The organism is Pedobacter sp. B4419 (assembly GCF_059693725.1).
The window spans coordinates 2,023,752-2,047,218 of sequence record NZ_JCASSL010000001.1 but is presented as its reverse complement, the minus strand read 5'-3'; the positions used below and the strand labels follow the sequence as shown (position 1 = coordinate 2,047,218).

The window sequence follows — 23,467 nt, the reverse complement described above, 5'->3', positions numbered from 1 at the left end:
CCATTACATGATGAAAATCTACGATCCTCTCTTTACCAAAAACCGCAAGGCTCTGCCCAATGCAGGCACCTAGGTTTCCTTTTCACTAAAACGAATTTTTTCTTTGTTTTAGCCTGTTGCTCTGCCGGCAGGGTATCCTTAATAAATTGATCATTTGCGGTAAGTTGCAGGGCTTTAGGGTCTTGTAGAAGCCTTGCGATTCTTTGTCCGCTTTTTGTCCGCCTTAAAATTTGCAATAGGAGGCACTTGGCGAGAGATTTACGCTAAAGAAGCGCATATGGACTTTTTGTTTAGCTATGCCCGATAGAAGCTGTGGAGGTTCAACGAATTTATGTATTAACCAATTAGCATTGCCTATGCCCAACAATTACCCCAACAGGATTGGTTTAGCCCTTTTAATGGCTGCCAGTCCTAAACGATTTATCCATTTGGTTTTTTGCCAAAGCATCCCTATTTATCCATTTAAACCAGCTCTTATGAACAAAAAAAGCTACTTAATTTTATTGATTGCCTTCTTCTTTCTCTGTCCCGCTTTGCTGTTTGGACAAACAAGTACGGAGCAATTTGAAACGGAATCCAACACGAGCACGAGCTTTACCGACAACGGCGTGATTTTCAGTATCGTTTCGCATGTGAACACTTTCCGTGTCCAGGCCAATTATCCGGGAACGGGCTGGAACGGAACGGCGCCAGACAACAGGTATATCGACAATTCAAACACTACTGTCAGTTCGCCCTCATTCAGTATCAAAACTACCTCTAATCTATTTAAGGTAAACAGGTTCTGGATATATCTGTCTAATAACGCCTTAAACCTGAACGTAGTTGGAACGCTGACCATAACGGGTAAACTGAGTGGAGTGACCAAGTTTACCCAAACCAAGACGACGGGCTTTGTCACTTCCCTAGGCGCGACAAATGGCTATACACTAATCGACTTGACCAACCTGAACGGGCAAAATTACTCGAACATTATTATCGACGAACTTCAGCTTACTTTGGGCGGTGCCTATACCTATGGCGGCCTTGATGCATTTACCTGGGTAAAGGATTCCAATACCGTGCTGATGCCCTTTTCTTTAAGCTCGGGCGCAAAGACCGATGTGCTGTGCTATGGCGCAAGCACGGGTTCGGCCACGGTTAATGCCACGGGAGGCACGGCGCCTTACAGCTATTCATGGTCTCCATCTGGAAAAACCGGGGCTACGGCAACTGGCCTGCCTGCCGGAACCCATACCGTTACCGTTACCGATGGGGTAGGTATGGTCAAAACGCTCGACTTTACCATTAACCAACCCGCTGCCGCGCTGGTGGCCACGCCGGGTTCGCAAAGCAACGTGACCTGCAATGGTGGCACAAACGGCATGGCTACAGTTAACGTAACCGGAGGCACCGGAGGCTATACCTATGTATGGGCGCCATCGGGCGGTACGGGAGCAACAGCCAATGGCCTGGCCGCAGGTACCTATACCGTTACGGTTAAAGATGCCAACCTTTGCCAAACCACCCAAAGCTTTACCATTATGCAGCCTGATGCATTAAATGTAACTACCGCACAAACCGATATATTGTGCAACGGTTCGGCTACTGGCACCGCTTCGGTAAGCGTAAGCGGTGGAACAGGTACCTATACTTATTTATGGTCTCCAAGTGGCGGTACGGCAGCTACGGCTACTGGTTTAATGGCCGGCAACTATACGGTAACCATTAAGGATGCCAACCTTTGCCAAACAACCAGAAACTTTACCATCAATCAGCCTGCTGCACTAACTGCCAGTAGCTTTAAAACCGATGTACTCTGCAACGGTGGTGCAAATGGTACAGCTGGTGTACTCGTAAACGGTGGAACAGGTGCATATACTTATGTATGGTCGCCATCTGGAGGAACGGCGTCAATGGCTACAGGTATTACAGCAGGCAATTATTCGGTGCGCATTACCGATGCCAATGGTTGTAGCCTGACCAAAAACTTTGTAATTAATGAACCAACGGCATTAAGCGCAACACAGAACCAAACAAATGCCACCGCCTTTGGTGCAGCCAATGGTTCGGCCACTGTAAGCGTAACTGGCGGCTCACCGGGTTATAGCTATTTATGGTCTCCAAGGGGCGGTACAGCCGCCACGGCTTCAGGTCTGTTGGCAGGTAACTATACCGTAACCGTAATCGATGCCAATGGCTGTGCCCTTATCCGCTATTATACCATTACCGAGCCATCGGGAGTTACTGGGGTAACTGCAAGTACAGCCGACGGCACCTATAAGATCGGGAGCCTCATTCACATCAAAATGGACTTTCAGATGCCGGTAACCGTTACCGGTACGCCGCAACTGGCCCTCAATACCGGTGCCAATGCCCTTTACAGCTCAGGTTCTGGAACTTCCTCGCTAGTGTTCCAATATGCAGTGGCTGCCGGCAACCAAACTGCCGACCTTGACTATGCTTCTATAAGCGCATTGGCTTTGGCAGGCGGAACCATCAAGGATGCGGCAGCAAACAATGTTTCACTGGTATTGCCTGTTCCGGGAACGGCAGGCTCGCTTGGTGCAAATACAAACATCGCTATCGATGGTATCGTACCGAGCGTAGCCTCGATCAATCGCACAGGCGCAACACCTAGCAACGCAACGAGCCTAAATTATACCGTAACTTTCTCTGAACCGGTAACCGGTGTAAGTGCAGCCGCATTTGCCTTAACCCAAACAGGTACGGCCACCGGTACGGTAGGAAGCGTTACTCCGGTAAGTACAACCGTTTATACGGTTAATGTGAATTCGATTAGTGGCGACGGAAGCCTGCGCCTTGACCTTAAAGCGGGCAGTACAGGCGTAGCCGATCTAGCTGGCAATCCTACAAACACAGGCTTTATCAATGGCCAGGTTTACGATATCGATCAAACTGCACCAGGCCTTAGCCTGAGTGCGCCTTCGGTAGCCCTGACCAAGAATGGTCCGGTTACCTATACTTTAACCTATACTGATGGTACCATTTCCCTAAGCAATGCCGATATCGCCATCATCACCAGCGGAACGGCAAACGGAACTGCTACGGTAAGTGGCACAGGCTTAACCAGAACGGTAATCCTTAATGGAATAACCGGTGATGGCACCATTGCCTTTAGCGTGGCTGCCCAAACAGCTACCGATGCAGCGGGCAACAAAGCCCTAAGTGCGGCCTCAACTGCGGTAACGGTTGACAATACCGCTCCAAATACGGTAATGGCTAGCCATCCGGCAGCCGTGACCAATGCAACAACGGCCACATTTACCTTTACAGGTACCGAACCGGGTACCTTCGAGGCCCAGTTGGATGGAAGTGCCTATGTAGCAGCAAGCAGTCCATTGACCTATACCGGATTGGCGCCGGGTCCGCACACCTTCAAAGTGAGGGCAATCGATGCCACGGGCAATGCAGATACCAGTCCGGAAAGCTATACCTGGACGATAGACCTTACGCCGCCGCCAGCGCCAATCGTAGCATCGGTAGCAAACGGTGCAACAGTTAATACCGGCCTTCCAGCCATCGGCGGAACCGCAGAAGCAGGCTCAACACTTACCCTGGAGCTGGATGGAGCCACGCTAAGCAGCAACATCGCGGTTGACGGAAGTGGCAATTGGACCTATGCCTTGGGCACAGCCTTGCTGGATGGTCCGCACAGCCTAAAAGCATTGACTACCGATGTGGCAGGAAATGCAAGTGCATACAGTACAACGAATACATTTACTGTAATCACCGTTCCAACAATAACGGCAACGGGTACATTAAATGCCTTGAATACGGTTTATGGAACCGCTTCAGCTTCAACCCAGTTTACAGTTTCTGGCCTAAACATGAGCGCAGGCATATTGGTGACACCACCAACTGGCTTTGAGGCAAGTACAGATAACAGCAGTTTTAGCAATACGGTAACGGTAGGCGCAGCAGGCACAATTGCCAGCACTCCGGTTTACCTCAGGTTAAAAAACACAGCAGCCGTAGGCAATTATAGCGGCAATGTAACGCTGAGCAGCACAGGCGCTGTTGAAGTAGCCAAGGCAACCATTGCCAGTGCGGTAAGCGCTGCGCCATTAACCATTACGGCAAACAACGTGAATAAAACCTACGGCGAGACCTTGGCAAATGCAAGCGGTGCTGTAGCCTTTAGCTCGAACGGACTGAAAAACGGCGAAACCATAGGCACGGTAAGCATCGCTTACGGAACCGGGGCGGCGGCCAACGATGCTGTTGGAACTTATACGGCCAAAGTAACGCCTGATGCGGCTGTAGGCGGTACGTTTGCGGCAGGCAATTATGCCATTACCTATGTGGCCGGAAATATTGTAGTGGGGGTTAAAGCCCTAACCGTTACGGCGGAAGCGAAAAGCAAGGTTTATGGGAGTAACGATCCGGCCCTGACCTATACCTTTAGTCCGGCCTTGGTAGCCGGCGACAGCTTTAGCGGTTCGTTGAGCCGTACAGTTGGCGAAAATGCAGGAAGCTATGCCATTGGGCAAAACAGCCTGACACTGGGCAGCAACTATGCCTTGACCTATGTTCCAGCTAGTTTGGTCATCAACAAAAAGGCTTTGGACATTACGGCTAGCAATGCCACCAAAACTTATAACGGCCTGGCCTTTACAGGAGGCAATGGGGTAACTTACAATGGATTTGTGGGTGCAGACAATGCAGCCAACAGCTTAACTGGTACGCTAACTTATAGCGGTACGGCGCAGGGAGCCATCAATGCAGGCACGTATGCCGTTACGCCTGGCGGTTATGCTTCGGCCAACTACCAGCCTAATTATGTGAATGGAACCCTAACCGTAGGCAAAGCCCTTTTAACGGCCAGGGCAGACGATAGGCAACGCTGCTTCGGACAGCCAAACCCAGAAAATAACCTCAGCTACACCGGTTTTGTAAACGGCGAAACGGCAACTGTGCTTAGTACCCTACCAGTAATTACTACAACTGCCAATGCCGGTTCGGCGGTGGGTAATTATGTATTGGCTGTTGCCGGTGGTACTGCTGCCAACTACACCCTGCAGTATCAGAACGGTACCTTAACGGTCAATGCCCTTCCGGTGATTACTATTGTTTCGAGCAGAGGCACTTCGATCAGCAAAGGCGAAATTGCAGTACTCACCGCAACTGGCGGCAGCAGCTATAGCTGGAAAGAAGGAAACGGAACCATCAGTAACCAGGCAGCGGCTACGGTTAGGCCAAGCGTAACCACAACCTATACCGTAACGGCAACCAATGCAAATGGCTGCAGCGAGGTGAAGAGCATTACAATTGAAGTAAGGGACGATTTCCAAGCGGTAGAGGCCACCAATATCCTGACGCCAAACGGCGACGGGGTGAATGACAAATGGATCGTAGAGAACATCGACAAGTATCCGAACAGCGAAGTGTTCATCTTCGACAAGGCAGGCCGTGTGCTGTACAGCAAGAAAGGCTATGACAACAGCTGGGATGCTACCCTAAACGGGGTGCCGCTCAACGAAGGTACCTACTTCTACATCGTGGATTTCGGACCAGAAAAACTGAAGAAAAAAGGATTCATCACCGTGTTGCGCAACAGCAAATAAGGGAAAAACTAAATTAGCTTAACAATGAAAAAACAACATATTTTAACAGTTTTAGGGCTCCTTTGCTGTGCCCTAAGCAGCAAGGCTCAATTAGATCCTTTGTCGTCACAGTACTATTACAACCGCTACCAGACCAATTCGGCCTTTGCCGGATTTGAGCAGGGCGTAAACCTGAATGTAGGCTACAGGAGCATGTGGAACAATATTCCCGGTGCTCCGGTAACCCAGGCCATTACCCTGGATTATGGCTTCCAGCGTTCTGGGTTAGGCCTGAATGTGTACAATGATAAGGCCGGCCTGCAGCGCCAAACCAAGGTATTGGCCAGCTATGCCTACCACTTGCCCCTCAGCGAAAAAAACAAGCTGAATTTTGGGGTATCCTTGGGCTTCACCAACGAGCGTTTGAGTACTTCCGACATCAATGGCAACCCCAACGATGTATTGGTAGGGCAGTACAACGACCGCGAAACCTATATTGATGGAGAGTTTGGGGTAGCTTTTACCAACGATCGTTTAACGGTAAGCGCATCCTTGCCAAACCTGAACAAGCTGTTCAAGAGGGATGATTCGAAAGTAGCGGATATTTCCAGGTTCTATTCTTTGGTGAGCTATAAAATTCCATTGAATGCCAACCCTAACGGCGAACAGGTAGAGCCTTTGGTGGCTTACCGAATGGTAGAAGGCTATAAGGACATTTGGGATGCAGGTGCACAGGTTGCAGTGCTCGACCAGCAGATCCTGCTATCGGCCATTTACCACAGCACCGAAAACGCCACATTCGGCATAGGGATGGACTACAAGAAGAAATACCTGATCAGTGGCTTGTACACTTCCAATACCTCTCAGCTCAGCAGCTATACCAATGGTACCTTTGAGCTTTACCTGAGGGTAAAATTCGGAAAAAACAGGTAAATGCCTAATTTAAAATAGAAAAGGGACCGCGAAAGCGGTCCTTTTTTTTAGCCTAGCATTTGCCTCAAACCGGTAGCGGGACCTATTTCATCAGGCTTATAATTTAAAGATTTCGTCAAGCTTGATCAGGTGCAGCCCTTCGGGAAAAATTTGGGTTGCCTTGGCAATTTTTGTAGCCAATACGGCGGTAGGCAAAGGCCTAAATTTTCGGGCAATTCCAATGCCGTTCAAAAAGCCCAGCAGGCCTGCCGATAGGCGTTCGCCCAGCCGGTCTGAATTTTCCCTCAGCAATAAGCTCGGCCTAAACAGGATGCACTGGGCGAAACCGAGTTTGGCCATTTCATCTTCCAGTTCTCCCTTTAACCTGGAGTAAAATACGCTGCTGGTGGCAGCCGCCCCATAAGCAGACAGCAAAACGGTTTTGGAAACACCATTGCTTTTGGCGATCTCCGCAAATTTTAGGGGAATTTCATAATCGATATGCCTTTGCTTTTCTTTAGAACCAGCTGCTTTCAGGGTAGTACCGAGGCAGGAAAACAATACCTCTCCATTAATGTATTCGGATACTTTCTCCAACTGGTCAAAATCGGTTAGGATTTCTGAGAGTTTGGAATTGCTTATTCCGGTAGGGTGGCGTACAAATATAACTACTTTGGTATAGTAGGGGTCCTGCAACAGGACATGGACGAGGTCTTTGCCGGTGGCTCCGGTAGCTCCAATGATCAGCGCTTTCATATTTTTTCCTCTAAAATACCTAAATAAATCTTAAAGCGGGAGAGGGATGTGCTGAGCTACGCTAAAGACCAATGCATGATCGCTTGCCTTAGCCTGGGCTATTTGTATGGTCAATTTTATCCATTTATGGACCATAGGTATTATGAAAAGCAAGATTTTAAACAGACCTTTGCCTGGCTTGGCTTTGCAAAAATCGCCCGGCACACAATAGAGTATCCAAAACAGCAAATCCCGAGCCCTTAAGCGCCCATGAAAGAGAAGAACGACAAACATTCGAAGGTTATCAATAGAGGAACAACGGAATCGGCGGCGATGGTGGCAAATACCAAACGGGCAATGGAGCTTACGGCCAAGCTAAACAGGCTAACCTTTAGCGATGGTGATGAAATCAGGTCGCTGTTTAGCGAACTCATCAAAAAAGAAGTTGATAAAGGATTTATACTGATTCCGCCATTTTACACCGCTGGTGGCGACGAAATAAGGGTAGGACGCAACGTCTTTGTAAACCAGAACTGTACGTTTTACGATCTCGGTGGCCTTGAAATAGGCGATGAGGTAATGATTGGGCCAAATGTAAGCCTGATCACAACCGGCCATCCCATTGCTCCTTCGCAGCGAAGGGGCGTTACCATCGGCAAACCCATCGTGATCGAAAGAAATGTCTGGATTGCTGCCGGAGCAATCGTGATAGGCGGTGTAACCCTTGGCGAAAATTCAGTGGTGGCAGCAGGCGCCGTAGTTACCAAGGATGTACCGCCAAACACTGTTGTTGGCGGCAACCCTGCCCGTATTATTCGACTTATCGGCGAAGAGGAGTAAAAGCGAGGTGCTGTTGTTGCAGCAACGCCTATTTATCCATCAGTTCGATCCAAGTCTTCACCATTTTTTCGATAAGTGCTTTGTGCGCGATCACCTGGTCCATCGAATAGAACTTGGCGTACACCTTTCCCTTGCTGGCCTCTTCCAAAAAGTCGGATTTGATATTGAGCAGCTCTCCCTTATGAAAGATCACGGCAACATAGTTTTTGATCCTGGGATTGAAGGTGGCCAGGTCTTCCTTGTAAAAGAAGCTTGGGCCGCCCCATTTTACATCTTCTGCTATTTTGGGATCGGCACCGGTAATCATCAACCTTACTGCGTCCATTTCGGCTTTCAGCGGATGATCCAGCTTGGCCATGAATTCGTCTACTTTCTTTGTATTGCTCATCGTAATTTAGTGTGGTTTGTTCCTCACAAAGATCAACATCTTTTTGGAGGAAGACAGATGCAGAAACGACAAACTAAAGGGCTGATTGCGGCTATCGTGGCTCTTGTTTACTTGAGCCCCCGTTCTTTCAAGAGATTTTCTAGTTCCTGCCCATCATATTTGGCATTGTTCGCCATTTTATAGGCCAGAAACAAAGGAATAAGCGTAAACCATCCCAAGCTGTTTTTCATCACGCTGTAAAAGACGATTCCGATCAAAAAACCAATCAGTATCGCATTAATTACAGCGGTTGATTTCTTTTTTTTCGCTAGTTGCAACAATTCCTGGTCTGTTAATTCCTGTAGGTTTTTGGGTGTCATGGCTAATATTCCGGTTTAAATGGTTTGGTTTTTTCCTCAAAACCAAACCAAGAGAAAAGCTGGGCGTTAATGGTACCTAAACTAATGCTTCCATTTAATATATGCAAATTATCCAGCTGTTCGTTGGCGGTTTTTGATGGCCCTTAAAGGGGTAGAATGAACAAGCTACTTATTGCTGAGATTGAAAATTTATTCATTGGCTGATTTGCCCCTCTAGCTTGTCCAATATGCCCATAAGGCTAATTGTCAAACTTGTTAGCTTTGTGCTTGCAACTCATCCCTAAATGAACATGGAAAAAATAGAACACATCAATTACATCAAATCGCCCATTGCCAAAGTTTACCAGGCATTAACCACACAAGAGGGCCTTGGCGCCGTTTGGACGGAAGCCCTGATCGTTAAACCAGAACTGGGCTTCGTTAATGAGTTCGATTTTGGCGATAACTATGGCACAAAAATGAAAGTGCTGGAACTATCTCCAAATCAAAGGATATTGTGGGAATGTATCGCAACCGACCCGGAGTGGGTTGGAACAGGTATCTCTTTCGACCTGACAGAGAAAGATGGCGTAACGGCAGTGGTGCTCAAACATTTCGATTGGCGCGAACTGACCGAATTTTACAGGTGGTGCAATTACAATTGGGCCATGTTCCTGCTCAGCCTCAAAAGCTATTGTGAAGAGGGGCAAGGTACGCCCTACCAGCAGCGTAAATTCTGACAGGGGTCCTTCGCCTAAAAGATCTTTAGTCTATACTTGATCAAAACAAACAAAAATCCCCGCTAATGGCAGCGGGGATTTTTATTAATGGGGGTAGCTGCTGTGCTTAGTTCCACAAGGTGCCTGCCAGGCCCAAAACCGTACCCATCCAAATGGCAATGAAGCAGCCCATAACGGTGATGGCGATGAGTACTGCTTTTTTCCAGCCTCCCAAATAAAAGAACTGGCTCATAAAGTAGTAAAAGGCACCGCCAAATGCCACTACGATAGGGGTTACAATTAAGGGCTTAATTCGCCAATACTCGCCCCATTCTGGTCTGGGATGGTTAACCCCAAATACAAAAAGGCTAATTAAGATTAAGCCAACGGCGGCGCCGATAAGCATGGTTTTGCTGAGCGATGTTTTTTGCGCCTGTGGGTTTGCATGAGTTGTCTGTGTCATGGTCTTTTATTTTAATGTCTTGTTTTAAGAAGTGCTTTGTAATTCAAAGTTAAATAAAAGTACTTTGCATTTCAAAGTAATTATGAAAAAAAATAACAATTTTAAATTGTTGATTGCTGAAAACCTGTAGGTTGAAAGAATTTATAACGTTAAAACGGCCAGCTTATGGTTTGTTTACGAGCTGACATACTGCGCATCTAGTTCCAATAAATAGGCAAAAGGAGCCATGCCAAAGCGATGTAGCTCTACCATTAAGGCAAACGGCCAAGGGACAATAGGGGACGAAAAAAAAGCCCCAATGATTGGGGCTTTTTTTTAATGATGTGCTTTATCGCTGGTATCTCTTTTGGCAAAAAACGTTAAAGAGAAAGCAGTGATTAAGATAATTGCGCATATACTGGCCAAAGTTACAAGTAAAATTAGGCCGTCTGTTGATTGTGGTCCCATAGTTGATTTATTGTTTTGATAGGCAAATCTACTAAAACCAGCTTAGCTGCTGAAGAAATTTGTGTTTTTTTTAAAACGGCTATTTTGGCCCTGATCATAGCCCCATTTGTTTTAAACCCATTATTTGTAGCAAAGCCCTTGGCCTAATTGAAGAAATAAACTAGGCTTAAAATAATAATAATTTGACTATCAATAAATTATGTTACCTTTGAGCATAATTTAAATAAAATATAATGCAACAAGGAACAGTAAAATTTTTCAATGAGACAAAAGGTTTTGGATTTATCGTACCCTCAAATGGTGACGCCGAAATTTTTGTTCATGTTTCAGGCCTATTAGATAACGTTCGTGAGAACGATACCGTAAGCTATGACGTAGAGCAAGGCAAAAAAGGCCTAAACGCAATTAATGTTAAGATCAGCTAATTAGAATCCTTCATAAATTGGTAAACGCATCCATCGTAAAAGGTGGATGCTTTTTTTTGCCTTTTATTTTCCATCCATCCCATTGGTACTATCCAGCACCTTAAACGCCTCTGGTTGTTGGGCTACTTAAAAACTAAAAGATTTCTTAACTTGAGCCATGCAAGAAAGCGCAGGAATTTTAGGCTATAGAAAAGGCAAAGGGGGAATCGAGTTCTTTCTCGTTCATCCCGGCGGACCGTTCTTTGCCAAAAAAGACGAAGGGGTGTGGACCATACCCAAAGGCCTTATCGAAAAGGGCGAAGGCCTGTTGCAAACTGCCATTCGCGAGTTTGCCGAAGAAGTGGGCCATACGCCAAGTGGCGATTTTATTCCTTTAGGCAGCATTAAACAAAAGGGTGGCAAACTCGTTCATGGCTTTGCCGTGCCGCTTGAATTTGATCCTGCCCAATTAACCAGCAATACCTTTACCATCGAATGGCCCCCGCGTTCGGGCAAGATGGCCAGTTTTGCCGAAGTAGACCGGGGCGATTGGTTTAGTTTGGCCGAAGCGCAAGCCAAGATCAATCCGGCGCAATTGGATTTTTTGCTGCGCCTGATCGAACAGCAGGCATAAGCTATTGTTGCAGGTCTAGGTAGTGCGTAGGACTATCGATGTAATTGGTTTTGGCCGCCAGCCCTTTTTCAAGCTGGAGGCGCATGCTGTCGGGCAGGGCTTCAAATACCTTTTTAAAATAGACTTCTTTAGGCAAAGGCTTTTCATAATAGGTTTCGGCTCTGCTGGGTTCAAAAGGCATGATCTGGGCTTTTAAAATCACTCTTTCCATGTTTTTGCCCCGAAGCCAAAGAATGATGTTGCCGTTTTCGGCAATGCCTAAATGAAATTTAAGGCCGTTTTGATGCATCCCTGGGCTATACAGCTCTTCCAGCTCCCCACTTTTTTGGGCTTCTTTAAAGCAGGCCCTTATTTTGTCGACAGGCAAATCGAGGCTGGCTTTGTAAAAACGCTTGTCGCGGTAGCCTACGTATTGTATTACCAGTTGCTTAGGCAAACGCTGCGGTTCGCGTACTTCGGCAAAATAATAGTCTCGGCCCCAAACCGAAGTAAACTGATTGATGTCTTCGGTATTGAAATAGGCATCGTCATCACTATTGGGCAATACAAAATGACATTCGCGAATAACGATGGGGTAGTTTTGCGGCGTACTGGCGCTAGAAAAATAATAATAGCGGTCCCAGCTCTTGTAGCTAAATAGCCTGAAGCCAATGGCAATCAGCCCGGCAATGGCCAAAACAAGGTAGACTTTATTGATCAGGTTCCATTTCATGGCTTAGTGTGAAAAGCCCTTGCCCAAGGCAGTAACGTACCACAACAGACCAAAATAGCCCAAACCAATAAGCAGAGCGATGGCAAAAAGCCATTTTCCCAAGCGGTAGCCCTTGCCGTGATAGCTAAAGGCATAGCCACCCAATAAAACCACCAGCCCTGCAATTAGCCAAAGCAGCCGAGCCGCCGATTCGTCTTCGCTAGCATAGCCGATACTTACAAAAATGGCCAAGAGGATCAGGTTCATCACAATCAGCAGGATGGAAATGTAGCTGTTTTTTTGCTTTTGTATTTCTTGTTGCGTTTCCATAGGCTATAATTTTTGATGGCGTTTAAGGCTGTCTAGCTTAAAGTCGATGTAATCGCTGCCACCGCCACAGCCGTTGTACAGTACTTTCCCTTTCGGATCGATGAGCAATTTGGCCGGCGTACAAAAAATGTTGTCGTTTAGCTGCGCTTCGCGCTTAAATGATTCGGTATTGTCTATCTGTTTAAATTTGAGCTGGGCCGTGGCCAATAGGTTTTTCAATTCCTTTTCATCTTCAAGATGCCCGTTAATGATGCCAATAAAGGCCACGTCGTCCTTGAATTTTTCATAGGTGGCATTCAGCTCTGCCGGCAGGTTGTAATCGCTTCGGGGTTTGAGGTAGCTTTTGTCGTATACAAAAATAACCCAGTATTTGCCGGCATTGGCCGTCGTGTTAAACACGGTGCCATCAATTGTTTTGGCACTAAAGGCGGTGGCCGTGCTTCCAACCATTAAATCTACTTTGGGTTTTGCCTTTTCGGCAGGCTTTTGGGCTTCCTTTGGAGCAGTTCCAGATTGGCAGCAAAGCCAGAGGCTACTTAATAAGGCGAGGAGGGGGAGGTAAGTTTTGCGCATTAATGAGGGTTTATGGGTATAACAGTTAAAAAGCCAAAAGAGTTTAGCCTTTTAAGGTTTTGATTGGGCAAACAGCCATTCAAACAAATCCTTTTCGGCATAGGCCTTATCCCAACTGTTGTGCTTAACGCCGGGATATTCGGTGTATTTGGGTTTGCCACCCTGTTTTTTAATCGCGGCAATCATTATCCGGGTATATTTTACGTCGTTTACATCATCTTGGTCGCCATGAAATGCCCAAACAGGCGTACGGTAAATCAATTTGGCCTTTGCGGTATCGGCTACGGCACAAATGGGGATGGCTGCTGCAAAGAGTTTGGGCTTTCGGGTCAGGAAATCGAATGTGCCCTCGCCACCCATAGAATTGCCCATCACATAAATCCTTTTGCGGTCTATGGGCAATTGTTGCTGCAACTCGGCTAATAAGGCAAGGGTGGCGCCCGCGCTTTTGGTGGCTTGGGCAGTTGCCGCTAGGCTATTTGGAAACTGCGGAAATTTTACCCAAACATCATTGCTAGGGCACTGCGGAACCAAAACAAAACAGTTGTAGTGTTGTCGGCCCTTGGCATCTAACAAGGCCTTGGGCAGGTTATTGATCTGTTTCTGGTTGTCGTTGCCCCGGGCGCCCATGCCATGCAAGAACAGCAGCAATGGATATTTTTGCTTGGGATTATATTCAAGGGGGTAAAGCAGGCGATAAGGCAAGGTGTCTTGCTTGTTGCTGTAAACAGCCTTTTCGAAAACAGGTAGTTCCTGTGCCCTCAACTGCAAGGAACAAGAGGCTAGGAGCAATAAACTAATCAGGTAGGGTTTCCTCATTTCCAAAAATAACATTTTAGAAGCTTAAGTAATGAGCTTGCTTGGTAGCAATAACGATTTAACTAACAAACTAGAAACTAACAACGAGGAACTAACAACTAACAACTAATAACTAACAGCTAAATATTCAGGAGCGCAATGCCTTTGCTGATTTTAAAGATGGTCCCGCTTTTCGCTGTATCTTTTTTGCTATGAGGGACAAAAAAGGATGTCGCTTCAATCTGGGCTATTTACCTGGCCAGTGCCACTAACAACTAATAAATAACAGACTAACAACGAAGAACTAACAACCGAAAAAAAACCTCTTGCACAATATTTCTCCTAAACCATCGTCTTATAGTAGGAGAGCGTTAATTTGAAAGCGGGAACCGTCTACGGATGGTTCCCGCTTTTTCTTTTGCAGAACATCATATTTCAAGAAAAAATCCTATCCGACAATTTCAGGGGAAGTTTTAGGGTTGAAAAGTTTTAAGGTTTGAATGTTGTAAGGTTGTAATGTTGAAAAGCTTTGAACGAACAGCACCAACAACTCACAACTCACAACTTACAACTGATAACTAACAACTAACAACGAACAACTGACAACTAGCAACTTCCAACTCACAACTAAAAAAAGCTACTCATACTTCAATGCCTCAATAGGATTAGCAGCAGCGGCCCGGTAGGCGCGCAGGCTTACGGTAAGGATCAGAATCACTACCGACGATAATCCGGCCCAGATAAAAGGTTGCCAAGGCAAATCAATCTTGTAGGCAAAGGTCTTTAGCCATTTATTGATAAAGATGTAAGCCAAGGGCCAGGCGATCAAATTGGCAATCAGCATCATTTTTATAAACGATTGGTTCAGTTGTTTCACCAATTCGGCAGTTGTGGCGCCCAATACCTTTCTAATGGCCATTTCTTTGGTCCGTTGTACGGCTATGAAAGAAACCAGGGCAAAAAGACCAAAGCAGGAAATAAAAATGGCGATCGAGGTAAAAGTGCTCAATAAGGTTGCTGTTTTTTCTTCTACCAAGTAATAGTTGGCAATGTACTGGTCGTAAAAGCTGGGTTCGAAAAACTCTCCGGGAAAAAAGGTACCAAAATCTTCGCCAATGGCTTTAATGGTGGCTTGCATTTGTTGTGGGGCCAGCTTTACAAATAAGCTCTCGTATTCTTCTTTGCTGGTGTAGAATACAACCGGACTGATTTCGCCATGCAGGGATAGGTTGTTAAAGTTTTGGACTACCCCAATAATAGGGGCCTTGGCTCTTCTGTTGATTTGGAACATTTTGCCTAGGGCATCTTCAGGCTTGCTAAAATGCAGGTTTTTCAGCATGGTCTCGTTTAGGATATAGCCATTGGTGGTATCGCTTTTGCTCAGGGCTTTTCCGGCAAGCAATTTTAGGCCAAACAGTTTAAAATAATCTTCGTCTGCAGGTTTGTTGCAGAGCAGGAAATCTCCTCTTTGTGGCGAATTATTGAGGAAAAAGCTGGTGTAATTGTTTGTTGCGGTGCTTGGTGGATTATAGGCATAGCTGGCCATTTCTACACCGGTTTGGCTTAATATTTTTTGTTTGAAAGCGGCGAAGCGCAACTTGCTTAGGCTATCTGTTGGCATATTTACCTGTACAATGGCCCTGTTATTAAAGCCCATTGGCTTATTTTTAAAGAAATCGAGCTGTTTAACCACAATGAGGGTAGAAATAATGAGTACAAGCGTTACGCTGAACTGTACTACCACCAGCACACTTCTTAAGCTGAAAGCGCCCATCTTGCCCGTACTGATCTTGCTTTTGATGGCATTGATCGGATTAAAGCGCGATACGATTAAGGCAGGATAGGTGCCGGCCAACACACTGATGCCGATCCACAGGCCAATGATAAATACCAACACCATAGGGTATTGTGTGATGTTGAAGGAAATTTGCTGATCCAGAAAATTGCTCACAAAAGGCAGGCAAATCTCGGTGAAGATGCAGGCCAAGATCATGGCAATGAGCGTAATGATAAAAGTTTCGCCCAAAAACCTCAGCAACAACTGTTTATGGCTGCTGCCCAATACTTTTCGAACACCCACCTCTTTAGCCCTGCTTACGGCCTGTGCCGTTGCCATGTTGATGAAGTTGATGCAGGCAATGAGCAATAAAAAGGCGGCAATAATCTGAAGGGCATTCAATTGTCCGCTGCTGTAGTGCTTGCTTGAAAAAGTGCCATAGCGCTCGTCGAGATGGATGGCCGAGAAGGGTTGAAACTCGTGCGTATTAGCTAAAGGATCTTTTGGGTCGTAGTATTTCTTGGTAAAAGCGCTGAGCTGGCTTTGCAAGCTTGCCATATCGGTGCCTGGTTTGGCCAATACATAACAATTGTGCCCAATGTTTACCGAATTCCAACGGGTACTGGTGGCATTATAGTAATTCTGATAAGAAATAACCAAATTAATTGGAAAGTCTGAATTGGCCGGGATATCCTTCATAATGCCGGTTACTTCGTATAAATCGGCTGTGCCACCTAATTTCAGTTTCCTGCCAATGGCATTTTGCCAGCTTCCGAAATACTTAAGCGCCGTGCTTTGGGTAAGGGCAATGTGGTTTGGGGCTTTTAGCGAATTGGGATTGCCCAGTATCCATGGAAAATTGAGGATATCGAAAAATTCCGGATCCGTATAAAAAGCACTGCCATATTCTTTAAAAAGCTGTTTGGCTTTGCCATTGGCAGCTGGAACTTCGACCACGTTTGCCGACTGCGCAATGTTAGCCACCTTTTCCAATTGCGGAAACTCGGCACGCAAGGCATTGGCCATGGGAGCCGGAACACCCATCATGGGGCTTTTGCCATCTTTACTTTGTCCAATAGAAACCACGCGGAAAACCCGCTCAGCCAATGGATGAAAATTATCTACGCTCAGCCATTGGTTGATGAAAAGAAAAATAATGAGCGCACAGGTAAAGCCAATAGAAAGTCCGATGATGTTCAAGGTGGCATAACCCCTGTGCTTCCAAAGATTACGTAAAGCTATTTTGAAGTTGAGTGTAAACATGGCAATTTAATTTGCTTAGCCAATAGCGAAGCTGATGCCAACTTTGCAATATTGTTTATCTGGCTTATTATCAGATGATTAATTATATTCTGTTTATTAACCCTGTTCGTATTCGGACAAAACACTGTGCGCCAATGAACAATCCGGCTTAGCCGAAAAGCCGTTTAAAAAAGCCTTTCTTTTCCTTGGGCTCTGGTTCTGGCGGCGGCGGAATGTTAACGACTTCGCGTGTTGCCCTTTTCGCAAATTCGCCTTCGGCCAGGCCTTCCTGCCTTTCAATTTCCCTAAACTGTTCTTGTGCCGCTTCCTGATAAAGCAAAGCGCCTTCAATATCGCAATTGAGCAGGTAAGAATAGCATTTGGTATCCTTGAGGTCGAGCGGATTGGGCTCAATTACTTCGGTAGCCTCCAATAAGCCGTCTTCTTGCGCTTGGGCGGTTTCTAATGCCTTTAAAAAGATGGCGATCCTTCCGTGGGAGAAAAATTCGTCGAGATCCTGCTTTACCTGTCCGCCAGCCTGATAGGCTGCCCACAAAGCTTTTACCTTGGCAGGAGGGAGGTAAACCCCAGAACTATAGTTTTGGTTCAGCACATTGCGGATAGGATTGCTAATGGGCTTGGCCAGTATCTCTTCCCAAGGCTTGGTGTAGGCCTTAAAATAGGGCTTATCTGCCACAAGGAAAGAAAAGCCGCTGCCACGGGTATAAAAATAGGGCTTGAAAAAACCCTGTACTACGGCCATAAAGTAGCCGTGCGAATTTTCGAAAGGCTCATCTGGCTGAATTTTAACTGCTGCGGCCAAAACGTCGGCATACAGCTGTTCGTATTCTTCCATCTGGTATTCGGCTACAAATGATGCTATCGCACTGTAATTTCCGTTGGCGATTTGAGCAAAATCGAGATTGAAATACCAATCGTGCATTTCTTGTTCTTTGATAGGGTGGTAGCTGATGTCGTAGCCCATAATTGCTGTTTTGAGGTGTTATCCTTTATTGCTTATTCTTTTTAAGGTGAGGTACTGTCGGTCCCGGCCTACAATAAAAACCACTTTAATGCTTTGGGCCGGCCGATCTTCGTCGGTAGTGGCCAATTCAAAGCTCGACATGGGCGAAGTAGGTTTCTCTGGTCGAAAAATCAGTTTACCCTCTGTGGCTGGCTCGGGCAAATAACGGCTGATTTGATTGGCTGTGCCTAGTTTGATTACGCTGCCCATCAAATAGCCATCGGCCAGATCCAATTGCACAGGCTGACGGCCCATTTTACCGATATAGCTCACCATTTCAAATGCTTTTTGCGCTTGCGACAGCGTAGAGGCAAACAGGAGGATGCACAGTAAATACAATGCTTTTTGCATGAGTGAAGGTTTGGAATATAAAGCTAACAAATAAGCAATGGATTTGTTGGCGCAACAAAAGAATTTTACACTGCCATAGGGCTGTCAGTGGGCTGCTTTTATTTTGGGTTTAAAATAAATGATCATGGAAAAACTAGAATTAACCAAGCATTATAAATCCTATTATAGTGCCGGTTCGAAACCCGAGCTAAAAAGCTTGGAAGCCTGTAACTATTTGGCTATTGCGGGTAAGGGCGATCCTTCTGGGCAGGCCTTTCAGTCGGTTTTGCAGGCGCTCTACAGCGTGGCTTACAGCATCAAGTTTAGCTGCAAGGCCGAGGGCAATGATTTTGTAGTGCCCAAACTGGAAGGGACCTGGAGCTTCGACAGCCAAAAATTCAAAAACCTTTCGATGGCAGAGGCGCCTGTAAAAGTGCCCCGAAGCGAATGGAATTACCAAATGCTGATCCGCCTGCCCGATTTTGTAAGCCAAAGACACATTGACAAGGCCAAGCTGAAGGTAATGGCTAAAAAGGGATTGGAATTGGTAAAAACAGTAGGCCTGTTTCAGCTGCCGCCCAGAACGGTGGTAGAGATGATGCATTTGGGCCCCTTTGAAACCGAACCTGTTACGCTTTTGAAACTGCAGCAATTTATACAGGAACGCGGCTTGCTGGCCGATGGCCTGCACCATGAGGTATACCTGAGCAATTTCAATACCACGGCTCCAGAAAAGCTGAGAACCATTTTAAGGGAACCGGTAAAAATGCCTAATTGAAAAAAAAATGAAGGCCAACACAATATTTGCCCTAAAGGATCGTCTATGTATATGAGAGCGTTAATTTAATAAGCGGGAACAGTCTTCGGATCGTTCCCGCTTTCTTTTTGGAAAAAGCTCTTCCGCCTTGCCCATTCTGTAATATTAAGGTTACCCAATTTCCTGTTTTAAACTATTAGCTAATGGATTTGTCAAATCCGCCGAAAGTATGTAAATTAATAGTTGGATGAGTATAAACTAATAGTTAACAACTGTTTGTCTATCAGATAACTTACAAAAGGGAATACAAATAAGACAGTATATTTAACTGGAAAAACGATTTAACTATAGATGAGCAAGAATCCACAGGTAGATAAAGTATTTAGCGAGGAAATCAAAAAACCTTCAGACTTTAAATTTGGTGCAACCGTAGCCAACGCATTCGACGACATGGTAGAGCGCTCGGTGCCATTTTACAACGAAATACAGCGCATGATCATTGAGCTGGCCACAGAACATGCCATTCCACACACGCAAGTGGTAGATTTGGGCTGTTCTACCGGAACAACCATGATCGGCCTCAACCCGTATGTAGACCCCAACATTAAATTTATTGGAGTAGACGACTCGGCCGAAATGCTCAAAAAATGCGATGCCAAGCTAAAGGAAGCCAAATTTGAGCGAGCCTACGAATTGGTACTGGCCGATCTGCACGAAGAACTGCATATTGAAAATGCATCTGTTGTAATCCTCTGCCTAACCCTGCAGTTTGTGCGCCCCATTTACAGGGAACGCCTGTTGAAAAAGATTTACGATGGACTGGTACCGGGTGGCGTACTGATCATTTCTGAAAAGATATTGGCCGAAGACAGTTTGTTTAACCGCAATTTTATCAAGTACTACTACGATTACAAGCGACGCAACCAATACAGCGACATGGAAATTTCTCAAAAACGCGAAGCCTTGGAAAATGTGCTTATTCCCTATAAACTGAGCGAAAACTTCAAGATTTTGAAGGAAGCCGGCTTTCAGCATGTAGAAACCTTTTTTAAATGGTATAACTTTTCAGGATTCATCGCCGTAAAAAACTAATATGATCGCAATTGGTAATTTCTTTTTCAAATACCGCAACTTCTTATTTATCTTTCTCTACCTGGCGCTGTTTATCCCTTCGCCCCAAATTTTTCGCGAGAGCAGCCTGGGCGCCGATTATTACCTGTACCCTTTAATTATAGGCTTAAGCATTACCATTATCGGACAGCTGATTCGTGGCATTACCATTGGCCTCGCATACATTGTGCGTGGGGGCAAAGACAAAAAGGTGCATGCCGACGATCTGGTAACCGAAGGTTTTTTTAACCATTGCCGCAATCCGCTTTACGTAGGCAACATCCTGATGCTGGTGGGTGTGGGCATTTTGATCAATTCTTTGCTCTTTTTGGTGGTTTTTATTCCTTTGTTCCTTTTTATTTATCAGGCGATTGTATTGGCCGAAGAAAACTTTTTAAGAGGCAAGTTCGGCCCTCAGTTTGATGTCTATTGCAGCAGGGTGAGCCGTTGGATGATCAACTTTAAGGGAATAGGTCAAACCATTTCGAGCATGAGCTTTAATGGCAAGCGCTGGCTGATTAAGGAATACAATACCCAAACCATTTGGCTGTTGGGCATTTTTGTAATCCTCTTGTACTATTATCCGCAAATTACCAATGGCAATGTAGAACTGAGAAATACCTTGGCTATGATTGGTGCGGTTATCCTCGCTGTTTATTACCTGCTGATCCGCTACCTGAAAAAGAGTGGAACTTGGGTGGGTTAGTTTGTAGTTGGAAGTCTTTAGTCCGGAGTCAGAAGTCCATATGCGAATCGTCATTGCGAAGAACGCAGTGATGAAGCAATCTCTTTAGACAAATCTCTTATTGATTTATTCATCGATCGTTTCAAAGAGATTGCTTCGTGCCTCGCAATGACGCTCCATCTTCCATTTTACATCTTCCATCCAAACCATTAAATACTGTTATGCGCAGCATCTCACTCAAGTTAGATCCTTCACTGCGTTCTTGATGACAAGTTAGTCGGAAATCTTTAGTCTGGAGTCGGAAGTTCATTTTCCATCTCCCATCTTCCATCTTCCATCTTCCATTTTCCCTTCATCCTTACTCCACCTTCACATTCGGGTCCTTGGAAACCAGTTTTTGATAAGGATTTTTTAAAAATGTCTCCAAATAATCTACCCCGTTAGCGCCAAAGCCAGAGCCATGGGCGCGGTTATGCACAATGAGCAACTGCGCATTAGGCATGGTGCGTTTAATCAGCTGGTTATAGAAAGGCCTACAGAAAGGATCGGCATCGCCTGCAGAGACAAGCACCGGAATATTGCTGTAAACAGGGGTTTTTACAATTGGAGGTTCAGGTTTTACCTTCCAGCAGTCGCATATGGCATGGTTTACGTTATTAAAAGGATAGCCTGCAAACCAGGGCATTACTGTTTCTTGCTGTTTAATGAGCTTTGGGTCTGCATAAGCGATCTGTTCGCTGCAGTAAATCGAGTAGCGCATGCCCAGGGTGTAACCAGGATTGCCGGCAAATATTTCATCCAACACCCCTTTAACGTACTGTTCATGCCTCCCTGCAATAATTTCGGAGATGACAAAAGGTGCATTTTTTAATTGGCCAGCAACCATATGGCTCATTATCGCATCTATCAATTCTCGCTTTCCATAAGAAATTTGACGAGCAACAGCGCTTCCTTTTTCCTGGTAAGCGAGGCTAAAGTGCTTGCCGGTAATCGAGGTAAAATAAGCTTGAAAACGTTTCTTTAAATTACCGTACAGGGCCTTATTGGTCGAATCGGCTTCACAATTGACAAATATCTGATTTAGTGCTTCGTTGATGTTAAATAAGCCATGTTCTTCGTAATTCACGAAGCTGGGCAGGGGACTGTTCAAAACCAGGGTCCGCACACCTTCGGGATGGTTGCGCGCAACGGTCAGCATCAGGCCGCCACTATAGGAAATACCCACCAGGTTTAAGGATTTGATGTGAAGTGCTATTCTCAAATCGTTGATGTCTGCCGCACTTTCGATGGTGGTATAAGCAGAAAGGTCTATGCCTTGCTTGATCAGTTTATTTCGCAGCTGCTGCGTAGCCAACAACACCAAGCTGTCTTTATCGAGGTTTTCGCGATAGGAACGTTTAATGGCCTCCTCAATTTCTGGACTTTCTAGTGCCGGAATGGATTTTTTGGTACCGCGCTGATCGAAGGCGATAAATGCACCGTATTTTAAGAAACCTGAACTTGCATTAATTTCAGCGATATTGGCAATGGTGCTGTAGCCCGGACCACCTGTGGTATAAAGGCTCACATTTTGTGTAGAATCTGTATCCGCTTTTCTCACGAATACAAACGGCACCTTGATTTGATTGCCCTTTGGTTGCTGTCTGTTCTCGGGCACCAGCAAATAGCCGCATCTGGCAATTACGCCTTCGCCAATTTTGATGGGGCAGGCCGTAGTTTCGATTTTAGGTGTATAGCTTTGGCCACTGGCCAATTGAGCGAGCAGGGAAAAATACAGTAGGACGATGAAAACTCTCATGATATTCTTTTTAACAAAGAAAGGGCAATTGCCTTTGGCCGTAAAGTAAAAATCGGACAATCTCAATTTGGCTTTCTACCTAAGCGATGGCCGGTAAAATTAAATACGTCTTTATAGAAATGGCTGCGGTCATAATAGCCATAAACATAGGGGTTGAAATTTTGAGCATCATCAACGTAGGCAGCTAAGGCTGTTCTGGCCCTGAGCATGGCCATATAGGTTTTGGGGTTGGTGCCAACGGTTTGCGTAAAATAGCGATAGAGGCTTTTGTCTGTCAGGGCCAACTGTTGCGCCAGCTCTTTGTTTTTGTTGGCCAGGCCAGAAACGGCAAAAAGCGAGATTGCCTTTTGTACATAGCTATAATAATGGCTGGCCTTGTTTTGCTGATGGCACTTGGCAAGAAAGAAATCCTCCAATAGCTTTACGCGGTCTTTAAAATCGGCCAGATTCTTGAGTTTTTGAAGGATGGAGCTTGGGATCAGTTCGGTAGCCTGTAATACCTGGCTGCCAATTTTCGCCTGACTGGCTCCGTATAAGGCCTCGATAGCCCCTGGAAAGAATTTAATGGTGAAAATATTATCAGTTGGCAGGTTTCTTCTTTCGATAATCTCGTTACGCAGTACCAATACATCCGTTTGTTGGTCTACATTCTTCCAATCTTGGCCATTTTTTAACCAATAGGGAGAGCCGAGGTTGATCCAAATGGTAGGCGTATAGCTTGGAAAGAGCTTAACGGTAAATTCTTCGGTGTCGATGTAGTTTTGGGTGGCAATTAAAGAGGTTTCGGAGAAAAATTCTATATAAGGTGCCAACTCACCACATGGTTGTTCAAACTCATAAAGCTTTTTAATGTTCTCGAAAATCTCTGTCATGGCACAATGCTAAACTACCTATATGACGCTGAATAAGAAAAATAGTTGCGCCAT

The 23,467-nt window shown here is 45.6% G+C and carries 22 protein-coding genes; 9 read left to right on the top strand and 13 right to left on the bottom strand.

All coding sequences use genetic code 11. From position 1 onward, the window contains the following. The first annotated feature begins 476 nt into the window (after window positions 1-476). Both AC570H_RS08520 and AC570H_RS08515 read left to right on the top strand, forming a co-directional pair. The gene (locus AC570H_RS08520; protein ID WP_497353681.1) at window positions 477-5,567 is read left to right on the top strand and encodes an MBG domain-containing protein; all 5,091 of its coding nucleotides are present in this window, start codon (window positions 477-479) and stop codon (window positions 5,565-5,567) included. Window positions 5,568-5,591: 24 nt separating this feature from the next. Beyond that, window positions 5,592-6,479 carry a PorP/SprF family type IX secretion system membrane protein gene (locus AC570H_RS08515; RefSeq protein WP_497353680.1) on the top strand — a complete coding sequence of 296 codons (888 nt, stop codon included), beginning with the start codon at window positions 5,592-5,594 and terminating at the stop codon, window positions 6,477-6,479. A 96-nt stretch (window positions 6,480-6,575) separates the two neighbouring features. Here AC570H_RS08515 and AC570H_RS08510 read toward each other — a convergent pair whose 3' ends face one another. Then, window positions 6,576-7,214, bottom strand: coding sequence for an NAD(P)H-binding protein (locus AC570H_RS08510; protein WP_497353678.1), 639 nt, complete (start codon window positions 7,212-7,214; stop codon window positions 6,576-6,578). Between the two features lie 249 nt (window positions 7,215-7,463). Between AC570H_RS08510 and AC570H_RS08505 the strand changes: the two genes are divergently transcribed. Then, window positions 7,464-8,033, top strand: a complete 570-nt coding sequence (locus tag AC570H_RS08505; protein ID WP_497353676.1) for a sugar O-acetyltransferase — start codon at window positions 7,464-7,466, stop codon at window positions 8,031-8,033. A 28-nt stretch (window positions 8,034-8,061) separates the two neighbouring features. Here AC570H_RS08505 and AC570H_RS08500 read toward each other — a convergent pair whose 3' ends face one another. Together AC570H_RS08500 and AC570H_RS08495 are read right to left on the bottom strand one after the other, a co-directional pair. Continuing rightward, on the bottom strand, window positions 8,062-8,421 hold the full coding sequence (locus tag AC570H_RS08500) for a DUF1801 domain-containing protein (RefSeq protein WP_497353674.1): 360 nt from the start codon (window positions 8,419-8,421) through the stop codon (window positions 8,062-8,064). 107 nt (window positions 8,422-8,528) lie between these two features. Then, window positions 8,529-8,780, bottom strand: a complete 252-nt coding sequence (locus AC570H_RS08495) for a hypothetical protein (RefSeq protein ID WP_497353672.1) — start codon at window positions 8,778-8,780, stop codon at window positions 8,529-8,531. A 290-nt stretch (window positions 8,781-9,070) separates the two neighbouring features. Here AC570H_RS08495 and AC570H_RS08490 point away from each other — a divergent pair, with 290 nt between their 5' ends. Further along, the gene (locus AC570H_RS08490; protein ID WP_497353670.1) at window positions 9,071-9,499 is read left to right on the top strand and encodes an SRPBCC family protein; all 429 of its coding nucleotides are present in this window, start codon (window positions 9,071-9,073) and stop codon (window positions 9,497-9,499) included. A 106-nt stretch (window positions 9,500-9,605) separates the two neighbouring features. On the opposite strand, the gene AC570H_RS08485 is transcribed toward AC570H_RS08490, so the two are convergent. Beyond that, a complete protein-coding gene (locus AC570H_RS08485; RefSeq protein WP_497353668.1) occupies window positions 9,606-9,941 on the bottom strand; it encodes a hypothetical protein in 336 nt (111 codons plus the stop codon). A 680-nt stretch (window positions 9,942-10,621) separates the two neighbouring features. Here AC570H_RS08485 and AC570H_RS08480 point away from each other — a divergent pair. Together AC570H_RS08480 and AC570H_RS08475 are read left to right on the top strand one after the other, a co-directional pair. Further along, window positions 10,622-10,813, top strand: a complete 192-nt coding sequence (locus AC570H_RS08480; protein WP_497353666.1) for a cold-shock protein — start codon at window positions 10,622-10,624, stop codon at window positions 10,811-10,813. 157 nt (window positions 10,814-10,970) lie between these two features. Further along, window positions 10,971-11,426, top strand: a complete 456-nt coding sequence (locus AC570H_RS08475; RefSeq protein WP_497353664.1) for an NUDIX hydrolase — start codon at window positions 10,971-10,973, stop codon at window positions 11,424-11,426. A 1-nt stretch (window position 11,427) separates the two neighbouring features. Here AC570H_RS08475 and AC570H_RS08470 read toward each other — a convergent pair whose 3' ends face one another. The 7 genes from AC570H_RS08470 to AC570H_RS08440 form a co-directional block, all read right to left on the bottom strand. Then, entirely contained in the window at window positions 11,428-12,138 is a 711-nt protein-coding gene (locus AC570H_RS08470; RefSeq protein WP_497353662.1) for a DUF2931 family protein, read from the bottom strand. A gap of 3 nt (window positions 12,139-12,141) precedes the next feature. Then, window positions 12,142-12,447 (bottom strand): hypothetical protein, encoded by a 306-nt coding sequence (locus AC570H_RS08465; protein ID WP_497353660.1) that lies wholly within the window; start codon window positions 12,445-12,447, stop codon window positions 12,142-12,144. A gap of 3 nt (window positions 12,448-12,450) precedes the next feature. Next, window positions 12,451-13,020, bottom strand: coding sequence for a peroxiredoxin family protein (locus AC570H_RS08460; RefSeq protein ID WP_497353658.1), 570 nt, complete (start codon window positions 13,018-13,020; stop codon window positions 12,451-12,453). 51 nt (window positions 13,021-13,071) lie between these two features. Then, window positions 13,072-13,839 (bottom strand): carboxylesterase family protein, encoded by a 768-nt coding sequence (locus AC570H_RS08455; protein ID WP_497353656.1) that lies wholly within the window; start codon window positions 13,837-13,839, stop codon window positions 13,072-13,074. A 616-nt stretch (window positions 13,840-14,455) separates the two neighbouring features. Continuing rightward, window positions 14,456-16,858, bottom strand: a complete 2,403-nt coding sequence (locus AC570H_RS08450; RefSeq protein ID WP_497353654.1) for an ABC transporter permease — start codon at window positions 16,856-16,858, stop codon at window positions 14,456-14,458. Between the two features lie 148 nt (window positions 16,859-17,006). Continuing rightward, window positions 17,007-17,822 carry a hypothetical protein gene (locus AC570H_RS08445; protein ID WP_497353652.1) on the bottom strand — a complete coding sequence of 272 codons (816 nt, stop codon included), beginning with the start codon at window positions 17,820-17,822 and terminating at the stop codon, window positions 17,007-17,009. An 18-nt stretch (window positions 17,823-17,840) separates the two neighbouring features. Next, complete coding sequence (locus tag AC570H_RS08440; protein WP_497353650.1) at window positions 17,841-18,212, bottom strand: hypothetical protein; 372 nt, start codon at window positions 18,210-18,212, stop codon at window positions 17,841-17,843. Window positions 18,213-18,336: 124 nt separating this feature from the next. Here AC570H_RS08440 and AC570H_RS08435 point away from each other — a divergent pair, with 124 nt between their 5' ends. From AC570H_RS08435 to AC570H_RS08425, 3 genes are all read left to right on the top strand, one after another. Then, a complete protein-coding gene (locus tag AC570H_RS08435) occupies window positions 18,337-18,969 on the top strand; it encodes a GyrI-like domain-containing protein (RefSeq protein WP_497353648.1) in 633 nt (210 codons plus the stop codon). 330 nt (window positions 18,970-19,299) lie between these two features. Next, on the top strand, window positions 19,300-20,040 hold the full coding sequence (gene cmoA / locus AC570H_RS08430) for a carboxy-S-adenosyl-L-methionine synthase CmoA (RefSeq protein WP_497353646.1): 741 nt from the start codon (window positions 19,300-19,302) through the stop codon (window positions 20,038-20,040). Between the two features lies 1 nt (window position 20,041). Beyond that, window positions 20,042-20,764: a methyltransferase family protein gene (locus AC570H_RS08425; protein WP_497353644.1), complete on the top strand. Its 723-nt coding sequence runs from the start codon at window positions 20,042-20,044 to the stop codon at window positions 20,762-20,764. Between the two features lie 337 nt (window positions 20,765-21,101). Here AC570H_RS08425 and AC570H_RS08420 read toward each other — a convergent pair whose 3' ends face one another. After that, complete coding sequence (locus AC570H_RS08420) at window positions 21,102-22,541, bottom strand: alpha/beta fold hydrolase (RefSeq protein WP_497353642.1); 1,440 nt, start codon at window positions 22,539-22,541, stop codon at window positions 21,102-21,104. A 62-nt stretch (window positions 22,542-22,603) separates the two neighbouring features. Further along, complete coding sequence (locus tag AC570H_RS08415) at window positions 22,604-23,413, bottom strand: AraC family transcriptional regulator (RefSeq protein ID WP_497353640.1); 810 nt, start codon at window positions 23,411-23,413, stop codon at window positions 22,604-22,606. Window positions 23,414-23,467: the final 54 nt, after the last annotated feature.

Bases quoted from the DNA above. Each gene is read 5' to 3' on its own strand.
- AC570H_RS08505 (WP_497353676.1), top strand. From the start codon at position 7,464: ATGAAAGAGAAGAACGACAAACATTCGAAGGTTATCAATAGAGGAACA.
- AC570H_RS08450 (WP_497353654.1), bottom strand. From the start codon at position 16,858: ATGTTTACACTCAACTTCAAAATAGCTTTACGTAATCTTTGGAAGCAC.
- AC570H_RS08440 (WP_497353650.1), bottom strand. From the start codon at position 18,212: ATGCAAAAAGCATTGTATTTACTGTGCATCCTCCTGTTTGCCTCTACG.
- AC570H_RS08495 (WP_497353672.1), bottom strand. From the start codon at position 8,780: ATGACACCCAAAAACCTACAGGAATTAACAGACCAGGAATTGTTGCAA.
- cmoA (WP_497353646.1), top strand. From the start codon at position 19,300: ATGAGCAAGAATCCACAGGTAGATAAAGTATTTAGCGAGGAAATCAAA.
- AC570H_RS08420 (WP_497353642.1), bottom strand. From the start codon at position 22,541: ATGAGAGTTTTCATCGTCCTACTGTATTTTTCCCTGCTCGCTCAATTG.
- AC570H_RS08510 (WP_497353678.1), bottom strand. From the start codon at position 7,214: ATGAAAGCGCTGATCATTGGAGCTACCGGAGCCACCGGCAAAGACCTC.
- AC570H_RS08465 (WP_497353660.1), bottom strand. From the start codon at position 12,447: ATGGAAACGCAACAAGAAATACAAAAGCAAAAAAACAGCTACATTTCC.
- AC570H_RS08475 (WP_497353664.1), top strand. From the start codon at position 10,971: ATGCAAGAAAGCGCAGGAATTTTAGGCTATAGAAAAGGCAAAGGGGGA.
- AC570H_RS08515 (WP_497353680.1), top strand. From the start codon at position 5,592: ATGAAAAAACAACATATTTTAACAGTTTTAGGGCTCCTTTGCTGTGCC.
- AC570H_RS08460 (WP_497353658.1), bottom strand. From the start codon at position 13,020: ATGCGCAAAACTTACCTCCCCCTCCTCGCCTTATTAAGTAGCCTCTGG.
- AC570H_RS08500 (WP_497353674.1), bottom strand. From the start codon at position 8,421: ATGAGCAATACAAAGAAAGTAGACGAATTCATGGCCAAGCTGGATCAT.
- AC570H_RS08490 (WP_497353670.1), top strand. From the start codon at position 9,071: ATGGAAAAAATAGAACACATCAATTACATCAAATCGCCCATTGCCAAA.
- AC570H_RS08455 (WP_497353656.1), bottom strand. From the start codon at position 13,839: ATGAGGAAACCCTACCTGATTAGTTTATTGCTCCTAGCCTCTTGTTCC.
- AC570H_RS08470 (WP_497353662.1), bottom strand. From the start codon at position 12,138: ATGAAATGGAACCTGATCAATAAAGTCTACCTTGTTTTGGCCATTGCC.
- AC570H_RS08485 (WP_497353668.1), bottom strand. From the start codon at position 9,941: ATGACACAGACAACTCATGCAAACCCACAGGCGCAAAAAACATCGCTC.
- AC570H_RS08435 (WP_497353648.1), top strand. From the start codon at position 18,337: ATGGAAAAACTAGAATTAACCAAGCATTATAAATCCTATTATAGTGCC.
- AC570H_RS08425 (WP_497353644.1), top strand. From the start codon at position 20,042: ATGATCGCAATTGGTAATTTCTTTTTCAAATACCGCAACTTCTTATTT.
- AC570H_RS08480 (WP_497353666.1), top strand. From the start codon at position 10,622: ATGCAACAAGGAACAGTAAAATTTTTCAATGAGACAAAAGGTTTTGGA.
- AC570H_RS08415 (WP_497353640.1), bottom strand. From the start codon at position 23,413: ATGACAGAGATTTTCGAGAACATTAAAAAGCTTTATGAGTTTGAACAA.
- AC570H_RS08520 (WP_497353681.1), top strand. From the start codon at position 477: ATGAACAAAAAAAGCTACTTAATTTTATTGATTGCCTTCTTCTTTCTC.
- AC570H_RS08445 (WP_497353652.1), bottom strand. From the start codon at position 17,822: ATGGGCTACGACATCAGCTACCACCCTATCAAAGAACAAGAAATGCAC.